The sequence below is a fragment of the Rhodothermus bifroesti genome (genome assembly GCF_017908595.1).
Lineage (GTDB): Bacteria > Bacteroidota > Rhodothermia > Rhodothermales > Rhodothermaceae > Rhodothermus > Rhodothermus bifroesti.
This window is the reverse complement of sequence record NZ_JAGKTL010000002.1, coordinates 524,097-538,465: the sequence shown is the minus strand read 5'-3', so window position 1 is coordinate 538,465 and position 14,369 is coordinate 524,097. Positions and strand designations below refer to the sequence as shown.

Sequence of the window (14,369 nt, the reverse complement as noted above, 5' to 3'; positions counted from 1 at the left end):
TTTCTTTTAAAGAAAGGTACGCGCTGCCGAAAAGCAAGTTTTTATTTTAGCGCAACAAAGATTGGCTTGGTTCATGCGTGCGGCGCAGCGGCAGTTCTGGAATAAAGCAGGTGACCGCAAAGCCAGCAAGAATCAACCCGAGCACATAGCGATAGATGCGCAAAATGGCTTCGGCAAAGCCGCTGCGCAGTTGCGTCAGCATCTGCTCGCGTACGGCACCGAGCTGTTGCGCAACGAAGCGTTGTAGTGAATCGGCCGCAGCTGTGCCATTAAAGGCAGCCCATAGACGGTGTTCAACGACAGGCGGCAGCTTCGCTTTACGCAGCGTGCGTTCCAGGGCTCGCCCATCATGACGCGCGAGTGCTTCCTTGAGCTCTGCAGCCAGTGAGTCGTACTGAGCAGCAATCGCTGCCAACCCGTTCTGACGCCCTTTTTCCAGCATGTCTGAGACCGCCATCGTCGTCTCAGGCATTGCGCGCATCAGCGTCACGGCCAGCACCGTACCCATAACTGCGGTTCCTACAACGCCGCCGATCTGACGAAAGAGCAAGCTGGCACTGGTCGCCTGCCCGAGTTTGCGCACGTCCACAGCATTTTGAATAGCCAGCGGGAAAAGCGGCATTGTCGGTCCTAGGCCCAATCCACATAAGGCCAAGTACAGAGCAACCTGTCCTGGGGAGGCTTGTGGCGTTAGCGTGGTCAACAAGTAAACGCCCACCAACACAACCCCTTCGCCCGCAAGCATAAACCAGCGATAATGTCCAAAGCGAGAAACCAGCTGTCCAGCAAGCGTCGATCCTGCCGCTGTCCCCAGGGAAAAAGGAATCATACTCAGACCTGCTTCGGTAGCCGACACCCCCAGTACGTTGATAAGGAAAAGGGGAGCAAAGAGGACAATGTTTAAAAAGGCCGCGCCCATAAGAAAAAGCGCAATGGCCGATGTGGTAAAGACCCGATTGCGGAAAAGGGTAAGATCCAATACAGGAGAAGGAGAACTTCGGGAACGGAGCAGAAACAGCCCAAGCAGCAGTGCAGCCCCTCCCAAAAACAGGAACGTCTCAGGCGCCGACCAAGGGTGCACTTGCTTATCCAATTGCAACCCTAACACAAACGCTGCCAATGCCCCTGTAAACCATAGCATCGAAAGGTAGTCGAGCCTTCGGTACGCTGCCAGAGGAGAAAGTACCGGCATGCGGGTGGCAATGAACCAAAGCGCAACAAAACCCAAGGGCAAGTTCACATAAAATACCCATCGCCAACCGGCAACGCCTGGAATCAACGCATCACCATGGTCGGTCAACACGCCACCAACAAACGGCCCAATAACACTGGAAAGCGCAAAAACAGCACCTACAAGACCTTGGTAACGCCCACGTTCAGCCGGAGGAAACAGATCGGCAATGATAATGAACGCCATAGCAAAAAGCCCTCCCCCACCCAACCCCTGCAGCGCACGAAAGACAATAAGTTGGTTCATTCCGTCACCCAAGAGCGGCAAGGCGCCAAACTCTCCAGCCAAACCACACAAAACCGAACCCACCAAAAAAATAACAATGGCTATCAGCTCCATCCGCTTACGGCTGTACACGTCGGCAAGCTTGCCATAAATCGGCGTGGCAACCGTAAAGGTGAGTAGGTAAGCCGTAACAATCCACGTATAACGCTCTAAACCCCGCAGATCGGACACAATGCGCGGCAAGGCCGTAGCCACAATCGTTTGATCCAACGCCCCCAAAAACAACGCCAAAAGCACGCCGCCAAGCGTATAACGACGCTCAGGCGAAGCCAGTAGGTTCACAGCAACACCTTTAAACCAAATGAACACTCGTTCCAATAAACGCCTGAGCTCAATTGGAGATCATGGCATCTGCCAGCCAAAGCTAAATCAGAACGCCTTTCACAAGAGAAACGAATATAAACGCGCTGTTCTAAAGCCCTACCCCAAAAGCGGCACCCCCTGGCCTTGAGACCAACCGCTAACCCCTTGGCTTCTACCTCTTGCTCAAAAAAACTCCCTTGCCCAAGGGAAACACCACAGCTTACGCTTTTTCACTAACGGGAAGCCCTCTTTGACTCTGAAAAACTCAAAGGAGCCTGCACGCAAGGTCCCCAAAGAAACGACCCTCACTTAACCAACACCATCTTCTTTACCTCAACATATCTACTGTTCAAACTCACCCGGTAAAAGTAAACTCCACTCGGAAAACCAACCGCATCCCACCTTAGCGTCTTACCCACACCAGCACTCATAAAACCCTCATAAAGCGTCGCCACCTTCTCCCCAAGCAAATTGAAAACCTCAACCCGCACATCCCCAGCCTCAGGCAAATCAAACCTTATCGCTGTCCTAGGATGAAAAGGATTCGGATAATTCTGATAAACTACAAAGGTCTTCGGAGTCTCTTTCACTTCATCCTCGACTCCATGGGCATCCAACCGGCCAGTACGACCAGTTTATTCTGCGAAGGGCTGCGCTACAAAAGCGCCACAACAGACCCTAATGCCATAAAAAAACCACCAGATCGCATCGATCTGGTGGTCAGGGAGCCAACGGCCGGACTCGAACCGGCGACCTGCTCATTACGAGTGAGCTGCTCTACCAGCTGAGCTACGTTGGCGTGTTGGGTCGGCAGCGCAAACTAGCGCAGGTTTCCACGCCTTGTCAAGGTCTAGGATCCCGCAGTGGGCATGCCTACTTCCTACCTCAACGTTTCTTCAAAGCCCTGTTAGGACTATTCTTGAACGGTCTTGTCCAGCGGCAGTCCTAGCTGTTGGTAGAGCTGACGACGGCCTTGTTTATCGGCTTGCAAAACGCGCCGAGCCAGTTGGAATACCCGAACGGCATGCTCTCGGGGTACCACAACCACCCCATCGCCGTCTGCTACAACCACGTCGCCAGGCCTAACCAGCGCACCGCCAATTTCAACAGGCCGGTTTACCGATTCGATTTCGTTGCGCCCAGGTCGGATGCCACGTCCCCGTTGCAATGGATCCAAATAAAGCGGAATGCGCTGTTTGATGATTTCATCAGTATCGCGCACGCTTCCCGTGGTTACAATACCACGCGCCCCTCGGGCATACCAAACCAGAGTGTTATAGGAACCGATCGAGCCGGTATCCCCATTGCCACTGGCGTCGATCACGATCACGGTCCCCGGCCGAATAAGCTCAATAAACGGTTCAGGCGAAAGCGTATTGTACCAGTGGCTACTCCAAGCGTCGAATTCTGCTTCTGGTATCGGGTTGGGGACAATTTTGTTGGTGGGCACGTAACGTACAGTAAGGGCAAGCCCACAAAAGTGATGTCGGAAATCCTCTAAGTCCCGCCAAAGCGGCTGAATACGCGTGTCCACCAACCCCACATGGCGCAACCCAACCATATCCATGGCATCGACCACATCGGCCACGCGCAAACCTTCACAGAGCGTTAGCAACGTCGAATCGTTTACCGTTGTATCTTGCGCTGGCAAAAACATCCAAAAGCTGAGCCCAAGAAGCCACGCCATCATAGGGGTCAAGGATTGGTGCAAACCAGTCTTTGAGAGAATAAATAAACATGATGGATAAAACAAGCCCTTTTTCTATGCATCCGGCCCTCATGGCATTGCGCGAACACCTGGGGGGCATTATGGACGTTCGCGCAGCGGCAGCTTTGCTGGAATGGGATCAGGAGACGTACATGCCGCCCAGTGCTGCCAGCGTTCGTGCCGAACAACTAAGCACGCTGCACCGCCTAGCTCACGAATGGTTCACCTCTGAAAAAACAGGGGAACTACTAGAAGCTGCTGCTGAAGTTGTGCGCGACTGGCCGGCTGACGATCTCAGCGTTCGTTTGGTGCGTGTTGTGCACGAAGACTATGAAAAGGCGCGGCGCGTGCCAACCAAACTGGTAGCCGAACTGGCACGCACCGAGTCGCAGGCTCGCGAAGCCTGGAAGCAAGCCCGCGCAGCAAATCGCTATGATCTCTTTGCGCCTTACTTAGAGCGCTTGCTGGTGCTCCAACGAGAAAAGGCCGCGGCGCTAGGGTACCCGAACCATCCCTACGATGCCTTGCTGGACCAGTATGAGCCTGGCATGACCACGGCCGAAGTGCAAACCCTCTTTGAGCAACTTCGAAAACACCTAGTGCCTCTTTTGCAGGCACTCTTCGAGCAGCCGCAACCCGAAGATGCCTTCCTGCGTCGATATGTAGAACCCGATCGGCAATGGACGCTGAATCGCAGGCTACTCCAAGCCTTGGGCTTTGATCTGGATCGTGGACGGCTAGACGCTTCCGTGCATCCTTTCAGCACAGGGATTGCTATTGCCGATGTACGGCTAACGACCCGTATTCATCCGAATGATTTCACCAGCGGCTTATTTGCTACACTACACGAAGCTGGGCATGGGCTCTATGAACAAGGCATCGACCCAGCATTGGAACGCACGCCATTGGCTGATGGCGCTTCGCTCGCGCTGCACGAGTCGCAATCCCGCTTCTGGGAAAACGTGATCGGTCGCGGTCTACCGTTTTGGGAATATTTCTATCCTCAGCTTCAGGAAACTTTACCGGATGTGCTCTGCGACGTGCCCTTAGAGGCTTTTTACCGCGCCATCAACCGCGTGCAACCTTCGCTGATCCGCGTAGAGGCCGACGAAGTGACCTATAACTTGCATATTTTGCTTCGTTTTGAGCTGGAGGTAGCCTTAATTGAAGGGAGCTTGTCCGTGCAGGATTTACCTATAGCCTGGGAGGAAGGTATGCAGCGCTACCTAGGGCTGCGCCCTACCACACTTCGAGAAAGCGTGTTGCAAGATATTCACTGGGCACAAGGAGCTTTTGGATACTTTCCAACCTATACTTTAGGTAACCTGATGGCTGCGCAGTTGTTTATGGCTCTTCGCACTGCATTCGTAGAGCTGGATGATTTTGTACGTCAAGGGACGTTTTTCCCCATTTTGGAATGGTTGCGCAAGCACATTCACCGCTACGGTCGCGCTTGGAAGGCGGCTGTCCTTTTACAGTGGGCTACAGGCAAGCCGCTCCAGGTGGAGCCGTGGTTGCAGTATGTGCGTGAAAAATACCAAGTGCTGTACCCTGCCGCATCCCTTGCGGCGTAAAGATTCACCAAGCCATCCCAAAGCTTTATGGAGACGCCCAACATTGCGTTTGAGTACTACAGCGAAAACCATGAACTGACCGACGCCCTCAAAGCAAAGGTCGAGCAACGCATTTACAAGTTGGCCAAAAAAAACCGCGACATTACCGGCGTTTCTGTGGCGGTGCAACAAGCAGAGCGGAGTCAAACGCCGCATGCTTACCGCGTGCGTGTTGTGGTATACCATCGACCGGAAAACATCGCGGCTGTCGAAGTCGCCCCTTCCGTGCAAGAAGCCCTGCTAAGTGCGCTGGATTCCATCGAGCGTCAGGTGCGGGAGCACCGCCGTAAACTTCGCGAGCAGTGGAAGCGGTCGTAAAGTAAAGCCTCTTAAAAAGGCAAGCGGGATCTCAGAGATCCCGCTTTTTTTATGCTTTACCAAACGCCGCGCGATGGGTTTTACGCAATCGCCCCCCTTGCTGGCGCAGCAGCTCTTCACGCAGAAACGTCAGCAGATAGTCCCGGGCTACCGCACTTTCAATGCCCTCTTGCTCAGCTCGGTCAAAAAACTCACTAAAGCCCATTTCGTCGGGTAGCCGGTCCAGAAATTCCATAGCCTGTCGGAGCATCTCGGCCGAAAGCTCCGGAAGCTCTTCTTTAGACTGCGGCTGCAGCTCCTGAAATAATCGGTAGAGCGTCACCTCCTCTCGAAGCCTTCGGTTTTCTTCGCGCAGGCGTTCGTTTTCTACAATTAAGCGCTCTACCTCACGCTGAAGCCAAGCGAGCCGCTCTTGCAGGTGGGCCCAAAAATCCTTGGGATCTACAGCAGGCATAGAAAGCGTTTCCCCTTCCAGACACAAGCCCGGCGCTATAGAATTACGCAGCCCCAGGCGGGTTCTTCAAATTTTGAATGTATTGTCCTCAAAGTTGCCCCCCTTTGTTAAAAATTGTTGGCGCCATTATCATGCGCCATAGGTACATAATTAAGCAATACTTTTGGCGCACTCCCATGGAAATCAAGTTGAAAAAGAAAGGCTTACCATAAGCTAGCAAAGATTAGGCCAGCACGCTTTAGCCAGTCTGTGCTGTTTCCAAAAGCAGCTGGGCTCCTTGTCTTTCGAAGGTTTGGGTTTGCGTCAGGGTAAACGTTCGGGCTTCGGGATGATACCGATAGGTTTCGATGCGGAGGGTTTGGGGCGTAACCTCGAGCAGGTTGTAGAAATTTTGATGGCGGTGTGGACCGCGTCCTCGGCTGCTGGTAGCCGTGCCGGCACTGACAACGAGCAGCTGCCATTGCGGCTGTAGAAGAACAGGGGCTACATGAGCGATATGCAAGTGGCCACACAGGATGACGTGGATACCGGCCTGGGCAACAGCCTCCAGTGCTTGACGCGCATCGCGCACCACGTCGTGAGGCCCGATGTCTTGGAGGTGAACCAGATGATGGTGGATCACCAGTATGCGCAGCGCCTGAGGTGGTGCAGCAGCAAAAAAGGTTTGCAAATACGTCAGATCCTCTGTTGTTAAACGCCCACCCTTGATGGTAGCCCCATGCGCGGTATTCAGCCCCAGCAGCGCTATGGTATCCGTTACCCATGAGGGGCGCAGCGATTGCGTGATGTAGTGACGGTAGCGTGCCAGAGAGCGCCACAGGCGGCTTAAGGGTCGCCACCAGGGATACACATCGTGGTTGCCAGGAACCACCAGCCAGGGAGCTGGTAGGGCCTCCAAGAAAGCGCGCGCGGCTTGAAACTGGCGAGGCCGCGCGCGCTGCGTCAGGTCTCCACTAACCACGACCAAATCCGGCGCCTGGCGACGCGCTTCTGCCAGCAGATCGGCTACAATGGTCTGGGAAGCCAAGCGCCCAAAATGCAGATCCGAAAGGTGCAGTAGCCGCATACGCATCCGAAAACGAGCGCGGGCGCACCAGTGGCGCGCCCGCTTTGCCAGTCCATAGGGTTTTCGCCACTTTAGAGCAGGAGGTTTAAGGGTTCCTCCAGGTAGCGTTGCACAGTTTTGAGAAAGCGTGCACCGGTGGCACCATCGACAATGCGGTGATCGCACGAAAGCGTCAGCTGCATGCGCTTGCCGGGCACGACAGCGCCATCTTTGACCACGGGTACTTCCCGGATAGCGCCAATGGCCAGGATGCAGGCATTGGGCGGATTAATGATGGCCGTAAAGGACTCAATGCCAAACATGCCCAGGTTACTCGTTGTAAAGGTGGCGCCTTCCATTTCCTGAGGCTGAAGCTTACGCTGCCGGGCTTTTTCAGCCAGTGCTTGCGTCTCTTCGGCAATTTGCCCCAGCCCTTTTTGGTCGGCGTTCCGCACCACCGGCGTCACAAGTCCTTCCTCAAGGGCCACAGCAATACCGATGTGGATTTCTTTCCAGCGCCGGATTTCACCCTCCTGTTCAAAATACGAGGCGTTGATTTCCGGATGCTGCCGCAGCGCCAAAGCGCAGGCTTTGGTGATAAGGTCGTTGAAAGAAATCTTGGGGCGTCCTTGAGCCTCAGCCAACGCATTCAGTTGCTCACGGAAGGCAACAGCTTTTTCAACGTCGACATCAACGGTCAAGTAAAAATGAGGAGCGGTAAACTTGCTTTGCGATAGCCGACGGGCGATGGTGCGCCGCATGGAAGTGAGCGGAATTGCCTCATAAGGCAACGAGGGTGCCGGGGCCGCTGCTGGTGGCGGCGCGGGTGCGGCTTCGACAGCGGGCGTGGGTGCAGCTTCTGCAGGAGGGCGCTGCCGGGCCAACACGGCCTCGATGTCGCGCCGCACAATCCGCCCTTCAGGGCCGCTTCCCTGAATCGTGCGCAGCTCTAGTCCATACTCTTTGGCCAGTTTGCGCGCTAGCGGCGAAGCTTTAATGCGCGCTTCCGCAGCTTCACCTTCAGAGGCTGATACCGCTGCCGAAGCCCCATCGCCCGTTTGTGCAGGCACCGCTTCGACAGTCTCTGGCTTTGCTACTGGAGATGGCGCAGTCCGCTTCTGGTAGCGCGCTAAAAGCCCTGAAATATCTTCCCCCTCCTTACCTAAGACCGCAATGAGCCCGCCAATGGGAACCGATTCCCCTTCTTGAACCACTTTTTTGAGCAGAACCCCGTCGTCGTACACCTCGAGGTCCATCGTGGCTTTATCGGTTTCTACTTGAGCAATGACATCGCCTGCCGACACACGCTGGCCCTCTTCGACCAACCACGCGACCACCACCCCCTCCTCCATGGTGTCACTCATTTTGGGCATTTCAATAGGTATAGCCATGGCTGTTATAGCACTGAAAGGTTCCTGGAGACTAGTCGACGTAGAGCACTTTCTTGCAGGCTTCGTAAGCTGCCTCTACACTAGGCATGTAGTAGGCGATCAGGTTTTTAGCATACGGTGCTGGGGTGTCTTTGGCGGTTACCCGCAGCACCGGAGCATCCAGATAGTCAAAAGCCCGCTGCTGGATCTGAAAGGCAACTTCTGAAGACACGCTGCCAAAGGGGTTGCTCTCGTCGATAATGACGCACCGGTTGGTCTTTTTGACCGATTGCACTACGGTGTCAAAATCGAAAGGCCGGATCGTGCGTGGATCGATCACTTCGGCGCTATAGCCCTCTTCGGCTAACCGATCGGCCACTTCCAACGCAATCCAATAGCTTTTCGAGTGCGCCACGATCGTCACATCTTCACCTTCGCGGGCAATGCGCGCTTTCCCGATAGGAATTAAGTACTCAGGATCTTCGTTAACCTCCCCGCGCAGACTGTACATAAGCTCGCTTTCTAAGAAAATGACCGGGTCGTCGTCCCGGATTGCTGATTTGAGTAGGCCTTTGGCATCATCAGGGTTGGAGGGAGCAATCACCTTGAGGCCAGGAAAGTAGGAATAGATGGACTCAGTCGAGGTGCTGTGTGTAGCGGCAAGCTGGCCGGCTGCGCCGTTGGGTCCCCGAAATACAATAGGCAGCTTGAACTGACCGCCCGACATGTAACGGATTTTAGCTGCGTTATTGACAAGCTGGTCAAAAGCCACAAACGAGAAGTTGAACGTCATAAACTCGACAATCGGGCGCAGTCCATTCAGTGCCGCTCCAATGCCTAGGCCTGCAAAACCGGCCTCGCTGATTGGGGTATCGATCACCCGTTTGGGGCCAAAGCGGCGCAGCATACCTTCGCTGACTTTGTAAGCGCCGTCATACTGGGCCACCTCTTCGCCAATCAAAAAGACACGCTCATCGCGCTCCATTTCTTCGATCATGGCCGCGCGGATGGCCTCACGAAATTGCATTACTGCCATAGGAATTCCAATTGCTTTTCGTGGAACGATTAAGCCAGGAAAGGATAATCCGGCTGGGCGTAGACGTCCTCGTAAATGGTCTCCAGCGGGGGTAGTGGGCTGCGCTCGGCAAATTCTACCGAAGCCTGCACCTCTGCCTTCACCTCTTCATCGATGGCGTCCAGCTCCTCATTGCTAGAAAGCCCGTGCTGGAGCAAGTAGCCCTTTAGCCGGATAATGGGGTCTTCTTTTTTCTTGGCTTCTAGCTCTTCTTTGGTGCGATAGTTGGCAGGGTCACTCATTGAATGGCCACGGTAGCGATAAGTACGCACCTCAACAACCGAGGGCTGAAATTCACGGGCCATGGCCACATGCTTGCGCAATGCTTTGATAACGCTGAAGACGTCCATGCCGTCCACCAACGCACCAGGCATGTTGTAGCTGGCCGCATAGCGGTAAAATTCCGGATTGGCAAACGCACGCCAGACTGCTGTCCCCATTGCGTACTGGTTGTTTTCGATAATAAATACAATGGGCAGCTTGTAGACTGCGGCCAAGTTCATCGATTCGTGGACCGAACCTTGGCCCATGGCGCCATCGCCGAAGAAGGTCAAGCACACCCCACCATCCTCTTTATACTTGTGTGCGAAGGCAATGCCAACGCCTAGGGGTACGTGCCCACCTACAATACCGTGCCCGCCAAAGAATTTCTTCTCTGCTTTGAAATAATGCATTGAGCCACCTTTACCCCGCGAGCAGCCATCGATCTTTCCAAAAAGTTCAGCCATGCATTCGTTGGCCGTCATGCCCAGCGCCAAGCCTATACCGTGGTCGCGATAGGCTGTAATCACCGAATCATGCCCAACGCGAATCGCATATACAGCACCGGTCGAAACCGCCTCTTGACCGATATACAGATGCAAAAAGCCAGCAATCTTTTGTTTGCCGTACATTTGTGCCGCACGCTCTTCAAACCGGCGCTGAAGCAGCATGTTGCGATAAATGTCCAACAGCTGCTCCCGAGTGAGTCCCAGCTCTTCATGCGTATAGACCCCGGCCGGATACGTCTCGAAGGTGTGCGTCACACGAATCGCTTTCGATGGCACCTGCAGGTCAACGACCTGCCCATTTGCTTGCCCAACCCCAGCCGAAGCTGTCGCTTTTTTCTTTTTAATCTCACTGGCCATAGCACAAGGAGGCTAAGTTAATAACGCTCGTGGAATACGCGGCTTACCCCTTTTTGCTAACTGCAGGAGTAGCCCTTAAAGATACAAAGAAGCAACCCGGAAAGCGCAGCGGAAACGCTACGTTTTCTTGAGATACCCGTGAACGCGCTACCAAGCACGTTTGGTTCTTTTGAACCCCTATTGTAGTTTAAGGGTCCGTTGTTGTTTACATCTTAAAGTCGATTTTCTCCGAAAGTGGTTACGGCAACTGCTCCGCAAAACGACACGCTGGTCATCGTACCTACGTACAACGAAGCGCAAAACGTTGAACGCCTGCTTACGCTGCTCTTTGCGCTGCCTTGCCACGTTTCGGCACTCATTGTCGATGACGCTTCACCTGATGGAACGGCCGAACGCGTGCGTGCGCTTCAGCTTCAGCACCCCAACCGCCTGTTCTTGATCGAACGCCCAGGCAAACTGGGGCTGGGTTCGGCCTACGTCACGGGTTTCCGTTTTGGTCTAAGCCGTGGCTTTACCTATCTGGTTGAAATGGATGCCGATCTGTCTCATAACCCAGAGGATCTCCCGCGATTGCTCGAACCGCTGAGACGCAATGAGGCTGACCTGGTCATTGGCTCTCGTTACATTGGAGGAGTGCGCGTCATGAACTGGCCGCTTTCCCGGTTGATTCTCTCCTACAGCGCCAGTCTCTACACGCGCGCGATCACCTGCCTACCGGTTTACGACGTCACGGCCGGTTTTAAGGGCTATCACCGCCGCGTGCTCGAGGCAATCGACCTAGACCGCGTTCGCTCCAACGGCTACTCCTTTCAGATCGAAATGAAGTATCGTGCTTGGCGCAAGGGCTTTCGACTCCTGGAAGTGCCGATCGTTTTCACAGAACGCCAGGAAGGATCTTCCAAGATGAGCAAAGCGATTGTCTGGGAAGCCGCTTGGAAGGTATGGGAGCTGCGCTTGCGAGACCTGCTGGGCCGTCTTTAAAAAAATCCAAACTGGCTGCGGCGTCTCGGTGCACTTTTGTAGCTTACCGTGTGACCTGTAAGCCAAATGCTACTCAAACCCATGCGCTACCTATTTTCTTGGATTGCGCTCCTTTGGCTACTGGCCAGAATTGCCGCAGCGCAGATTCCCGCCACGTTACCCGTAGCCGAGCTGCTACGCGCTGGCCCCATGAACGGGTATGCCACGCAACGAGAAGTGGTCGTCTGGCTTCAAACGTGGGCGCCAGCACAGGTGCAGCTGCTCTACCGTCAAGAAGATCAGCCAGAAGACAGTGCGCGCATCACCCCACCCTACTTTACCACGCCTGAAACGGACTACACCGTACACATTCCTATCGGCTACCTCGAGCCTGGGCAGCGCTACCTTTACAACGTGATTCTCAACGACACCCTGCTACGCCTGCCCTACCAGCCACACTTTCAAACGCAGCCTCTTTGGCAATGGCGCACAGATCCCCCGACCTTCACAGTAGCTGCCGTTTCTTGCTTTTATGTAAACGATCCCCCTTACGATCGCCCAGGCCAGCCTTATGGCGGGGATTTTGAGCTGCTCACCCAGCTGGTGCAGTACCAGCCTGACTTGATGCTTTGGCTGGGCGACAACACGTATCTACGCGAACCCGACTTTGGCAGCCCCGCCATGATGTCTTACCGCTACGCCCATACCCGAAGCCACCCACTGCTGCAAGCACTGCTAGCGACAACCCACCACTATGCCATTTGGGACGACCACGACTATGGCCCGAACGACGCCGACCGCAGCTACGTGTTCAAAGGAGCGGCACTGCGCCTTTTTCAGCAGTACTGGGCCAACCCAACCTATGGACTGCCAGGCGTGCCTGGCGTGTTCACCCAGTTTAGCTGGGGGGACGTTGACTTTTTCCTGCTGGATGACCGGTTTTACCGTAGCCCTAACGACGCCCCAGAAGATACTTCCAAAACCATGTGGGGCAAAGCGCAGCTCGAGTGGCTCATCGATGCGCTCACCTCGAGCCGCGCACCTTTCAAGATCGTCGCCAATGGCAACCAGATTCTCAACCGCTATACCCGTTTTGAATCCGTAGCAGCGCGCTTTCCTCAGGACTATGAGCGGCTTATTGGAGAAATCGTCCGCCGTCGCATTAGTGGTGTTGTGTTTTTGACCGGCGATCGTCACCATACGGAACTGATGCGCTATCAGCCCGAGGGATTCTATCCCCTCTACGAGATCACCACCTCGCCGCTTACCGCTGGACCCTCAACCATCCAGGAAGAGAATCCGTTGCGCCTAGAGGGGACGCTTTTGCAGGAGCGCAATGCCGTGCTGCTTACGTTCTCTGGGCCGCGCACCGATCGGGTGCTGACGCTTCGTGCCATCGACGCCCGCGGTACCGTACGCTGGACTTATACCCTCCGCGCCCGGGAGCTACGCCCTCCAGAACGGTGAAGCTTTTGCCAACAGCGCTATCCTTTGGCTGAATGCCTTAATTTGCAACCCAAAGTGTCTCCCGACAAAACCGTTGGTTCTGCCATGACACAACTTGTATCTACCGAAAGGCCTACCTTTGAACACTTAACGCCCCCCAGCGAGGGAGCGCGTATCCAGAAACGTGCAGATGGCACCTTAGACGTGCCTAACCATCCAATCATTCCGTTTATCGAAGGCGATGGCACTGGCCCTGACATTTGGCGGGCTGCCCGGATGGTCTTCGATGCCGCAGTGGAAAAGGCGTATGCGGGACAGCGCAAGATCGTCTGGTTTGAGGTTTTTGCAGGCGAAAAGGCGCTGCAGCAGCTGGGCACCTGGTTGCCTGAGGATACGCTTAAAGCAATCGATTACTATCTGGTTGCCATTAAAGGACCGCTAACGACACCCGTAGGCGGCGGCATTCGCTCGCTTAACGTAGCCCTGCGTCAGCAGCTGGACCTGTACGCTTGCGTGCGGCCAGTGCGGTACTTTCAAGGAGTGCCCTCGCCCGTCAAACATCCTGAGCTGGTCGATATGGTTATCTTCCGAGAAAACTCGGAAGACGTCTATGCGGGCATCGAGTACCAAGCCGGCACGCCCGAAGCCCAAAAGCTCATCCGCTTTCTTCAGGAAGAGCTGGGGGTAACCAAGATTCGTTTTCCTGAAACCAGCGGCATTGGGATTAAGCCGATCTCCCGCGATGGAACGCGCCGCCTGGTCCGCGCAGCGATTCGCTATGCCATCGAAAACGGACGTAAAAGCGTCACGCTGGTACACAAAGGCAACATCATGAAGTTTACTGAAGGGGCTTTCCGTGAGTGGGGCTATGAACTGGCACGCGAAGCCTTTGGCGCCCAACCCCTCGACGGTGGCCCCTGGCACGTCATCGAGCACAACGGGCGTTCTATTGTGGTCAAAGATGTCATTGCCGATGCTTTTCTGCAGCAGATTCTAACGCGCCCGGAAGAGTACGACGTGATTGCTACAATGAACCTCAATGGCGACTATATTTCCGATGCCCTGGCTGCTCAGGTGGGAGGCATCGGCATTGCACCGGGTGCCAACATTAACTACGAAACCGGGCACGCTGTCTTTGAAGCCACCCATGGTACCGCGCCAAAGTATGCCGGACAAGATAAAGTCAACCCGAGCTCGGTAATTCTCTCTGGCGAAATGATGCTGCGCTACCTAGGTTGGCACGAAGCGGCTGATTTGATCCTTCGTGGCATCGAACGCACCATTGCCCAAAAGCGGGTCACGTACGACTTTCACCGCCTCATGGAAGGCGCCACGCTGCTCCGCACCAGTGAGTTCGGTCAAGCTATCGTAGAGAACATGGACTAAAGCCCACGGGGTCGGGTGGTCACCCCTCAAGACCATCCGACCCCTCCT

At 54.8% G+C, this 14,369-nt stretch carries 13 protein-coding genes and 1 tRNA gene; 5 read left to right on the top strand and 9 right to left on the bottom strand.

The window, feature by feature from the left end; genetic code table 11:
* Window positions 1–46: 46 nt before the first annotated feature.
* The 4 genes from J8E65_RS06065 to J8E65_RS06050 all read right to left on the bottom strand — a co-directional run bounded on the left by J8E65_RS06065 (window position 47) and on the right by J8E65_RS06050 (window position 3,509).
* Window positions 47–1,798, bottom strand: coding sequence for an MDR family MFS transporter (locus tag J8E65_RS06065; RefSeq protein ID WP_210374728.1), 1,752 nt, complete (start codon window positions 1,796–1,798; stop codon window positions 47–49).
* Between the two features lie 326 nt (window positions 1,799–2,124).
* The gene (locus tag J8E65_RS12715; RefSeq protein ID WP_415663063.1) at window positions 2,125–2,409 is read right to left on the bottom strand and encodes a T9SS type A sorting domain-containing protein; all 285 of its coding nucleotides are present in this window, start codon (window positions 2,407–2,409) and stop codon (window positions 2,125–2,127) included.
* A 136-nt stretch (window positions 2,410–2,545) separates the two neighbouring features.
* A tRNA-Thr gene (locus J8E65_RS06055) sits at window positions 2,546–2,618 on the bottom strand.
* Between the two features lie 114 nt (window positions 2,619–2,732).
* Entirely contained in the window at window positions 2,733–3,509 is a 777-nt protein-coding gene (locus tag J8E65_RS06050) for an RraA family protein (protein ID WP_237181703.1), read from the bottom strand.
* Between the two features lie 74 nt (window positions 3,510–3,583).
* Between J8E65_RS06050 and J8E65_RS06045 the strand changes: the two genes are divergently transcribed.
* Both J8E65_RS06045 and hpf read left to right on the top strand, forming a co-directional pair.
* Window positions 3,584–5,101, top strand: a complete 1,518-nt coding sequence (locus J8E65_RS06045; RefSeq protein ID WP_237181702.1) for a carboxypeptidase M32 — start codon at window positions 3,584–3,586, stop codon at window positions 5,099–5,101.
* Window positions 5,102–5,128: 27 nt separating this feature from the next.
* Window positions 5,129–5,458, top strand: coding sequence for a ribosome hibernation-promoting factor, HPF/YfiA family (gene hpf / locus J8E65_RS06040; RefSeq protein ID WP_210374724.1), 330 nt, complete (start codon window positions 5,129–5,131; stop codon window positions 5,456–5,458).
* A 49-nt stretch (window positions 5,459–5,507) separates the two neighbouring features.
* Here hpf and J8E65_RS06035 read toward each other — a convergent pair whose 3' ends face one another.
* From J8E65_RS06035 to pdhA, 5 genes are all read right to left on the bottom strand, one after another.
* Complete coding sequence (locus J8E65_RS06035; protein WP_210374722.1) at window positions 5,508–5,912, bottom strand: hypothetical protein; 405 nt, start codon at window positions 5,910–5,912, stop codon at window positions 5,508–5,510.
* Between the two features lie 238 nt (window positions 5,913–6,150).
* Complete coding sequence (locus tag J8E65_RS06030) at window positions 6,151–6,984, bottom strand: metallophosphoesterase family protein (RefSeq protein ID WP_237181700.1); 834 nt, start codon at window positions 6,982–6,984, stop codon at window positions 6,151–6,153.
* Window positions 6,985–7,049: 65 nt separating this feature from the next.
* Entirely contained in the window at window positions 7,050–8,348 is a 1,299-nt protein-coding gene (locus J8E65_RS06025) for a pyruvate dehydrogenase complex dihydrolipoamide acetyltransferase (protein ID WP_210374720.1), read from the bottom strand.
* A 31-nt stretch (window positions 8,349–8,379) separates the two neighbouring features.
* The gene (locus tag J8E65_RS06020) at window positions 8,380–9,363 is read right to left on the bottom strand and encodes a pyruvate dehydrogenase complex E1 component subunit beta (RefSeq protein WP_210374718.1); all 984 of its coding nucleotides are present in this window, start codon (window positions 9,361–9,363) and stop codon (window positions 8,380–8,382) included.
* 29 nt (window positions 9,364–9,392) lie between these two features.
* Window positions 9,393–10,529 carry a pyruvate dehydrogenase (acetyl-transferring) E1 component subunit alpha gene (gene pdhA / locus J8E65_RS06015; protein ID WP_210374716.1) on the bottom strand — a complete coding sequence of 379 codons (1,137 nt, stop codon included), beginning with the start codon at window positions 10,527–10,529 and terminating at the stop codon, window positions 9,393–9,395.
* 234 nt (window positions 10,530–10,763) lie between these two features.
* On the opposite strand from pdhA, the gene J8E65_RS06010 reads away from it, so the two are divergent.
* From J8E65_RS06010 to icd, 3 genes are all read left to right on the top strand, one after another.
* Window positions 10,764–11,510 (top strand): polyprenol monophosphomannose synthase, encoded by a 747-nt coding sequence (locus J8E65_RS06010; protein WP_210374714.1) that lies wholly within the window; start codon window positions 10,764–10,766, stop codon window positions 11,508–11,510.
* Window positions 11,511–11,591: 81 nt separating this feature from the next.
* Entirely contained in the window at window positions 11,592–12,956 is a 1,365-nt protein-coding gene (locus tag J8E65_RS06005; RefSeq protein ID WP_210374712.1) for an alkaline phosphatase D family protein, read from the top strand.
* An 84-nt stretch (window positions 12,957–13,040) separates the two neighbouring features.
* Window positions 13,041–14,321 carry an NADP-dependent isocitrate dehydrogenase gene (gene icd, locus J8E65_RS06000; RefSeq protein WP_210374710.1) on the top strand — a complete coding sequence of 427 codons (1,281 nt, stop codon included), beginning with the start codon at window positions 13,041–13,043 and terminating at the stop codon, window positions 14,319–14,321.
* The last annotated feature ends 48 nt before the right edge of the window (window positions 14,322–14,369 follow it).

Excerpts from the sequence above, each read along its gene's own strand:
- pdhA (WP_210374716.1), bottom strand. The coding sequence starts at position 10,529 with ATGGCCAGTGAGATTAAAAAGAAAAAAGCGACAGCTTCGGCTGGGGTT.
- J8E65_RS06050 (WP_237181703.1), bottom strand. The coding sequence starts at position 3,509 with ATGATGGCGTGGCTTCTTGGGCTCAGCTTTTGGATGTTTTTGCCAGCG.
- J8E65_RS06025 (WP_210374720.1), bottom strand. The coding sequence starts at position 8,348 with ATGGCTATACCTATTGAAATGCCCAAAATGAGTGACACCATGGAGGAG.
- hpf (WP_210374724.1), top strand. The coding sequence starts at position 5,129 with ATGGAGACGCCCAACATTGCGTTTGAGTACTACAGCGAAAACCATGAA.
- J8E65_RS06005 (WP_210374712.1), top strand. The coding sequence starts at position 11,592 with ATGCGCTACCTATTTTCTTGGATTGCGCTCCTTTGGCTACTGGCCAGA.
- J8E65_RS06035 (WP_210374722.1), bottom strand. The coding sequence starts at position 5,912 with ATGCCTGCTGTAGATCCCAAGGATTTTTGGGCCCACCTGCAAGAGCGG.
- J8E65_RS06030 (WP_237181700.1), bottom strand. The coding sequence starts at position 6,984 with ATGCGTATGCGGCTACTGCACCTTTCGGATCTGCATTTTGGGCGCTTG.
- icd (WP_210374710.1), top strand. The coding sequence starts at position 13,041 with ATGACACAACTTGTATCTACCGAAAGGCCTACCTTTGAACACTTAACG.
- J8E65_RS06020 (WP_210374718.1), bottom strand. The coding sequence starts at position 9,363 with ATGGCAGTAATGCAATTTCGTGAGGCCATCCGCGCGGCCATGATCGAA.
- J8E65_RS06045 (WP_237181702.1), top strand. The coding sequence starts at position 3,584 with ATGCATCCGGCCCTCATGGCATTGCGCGAACACCTGGGGGGCATTATG.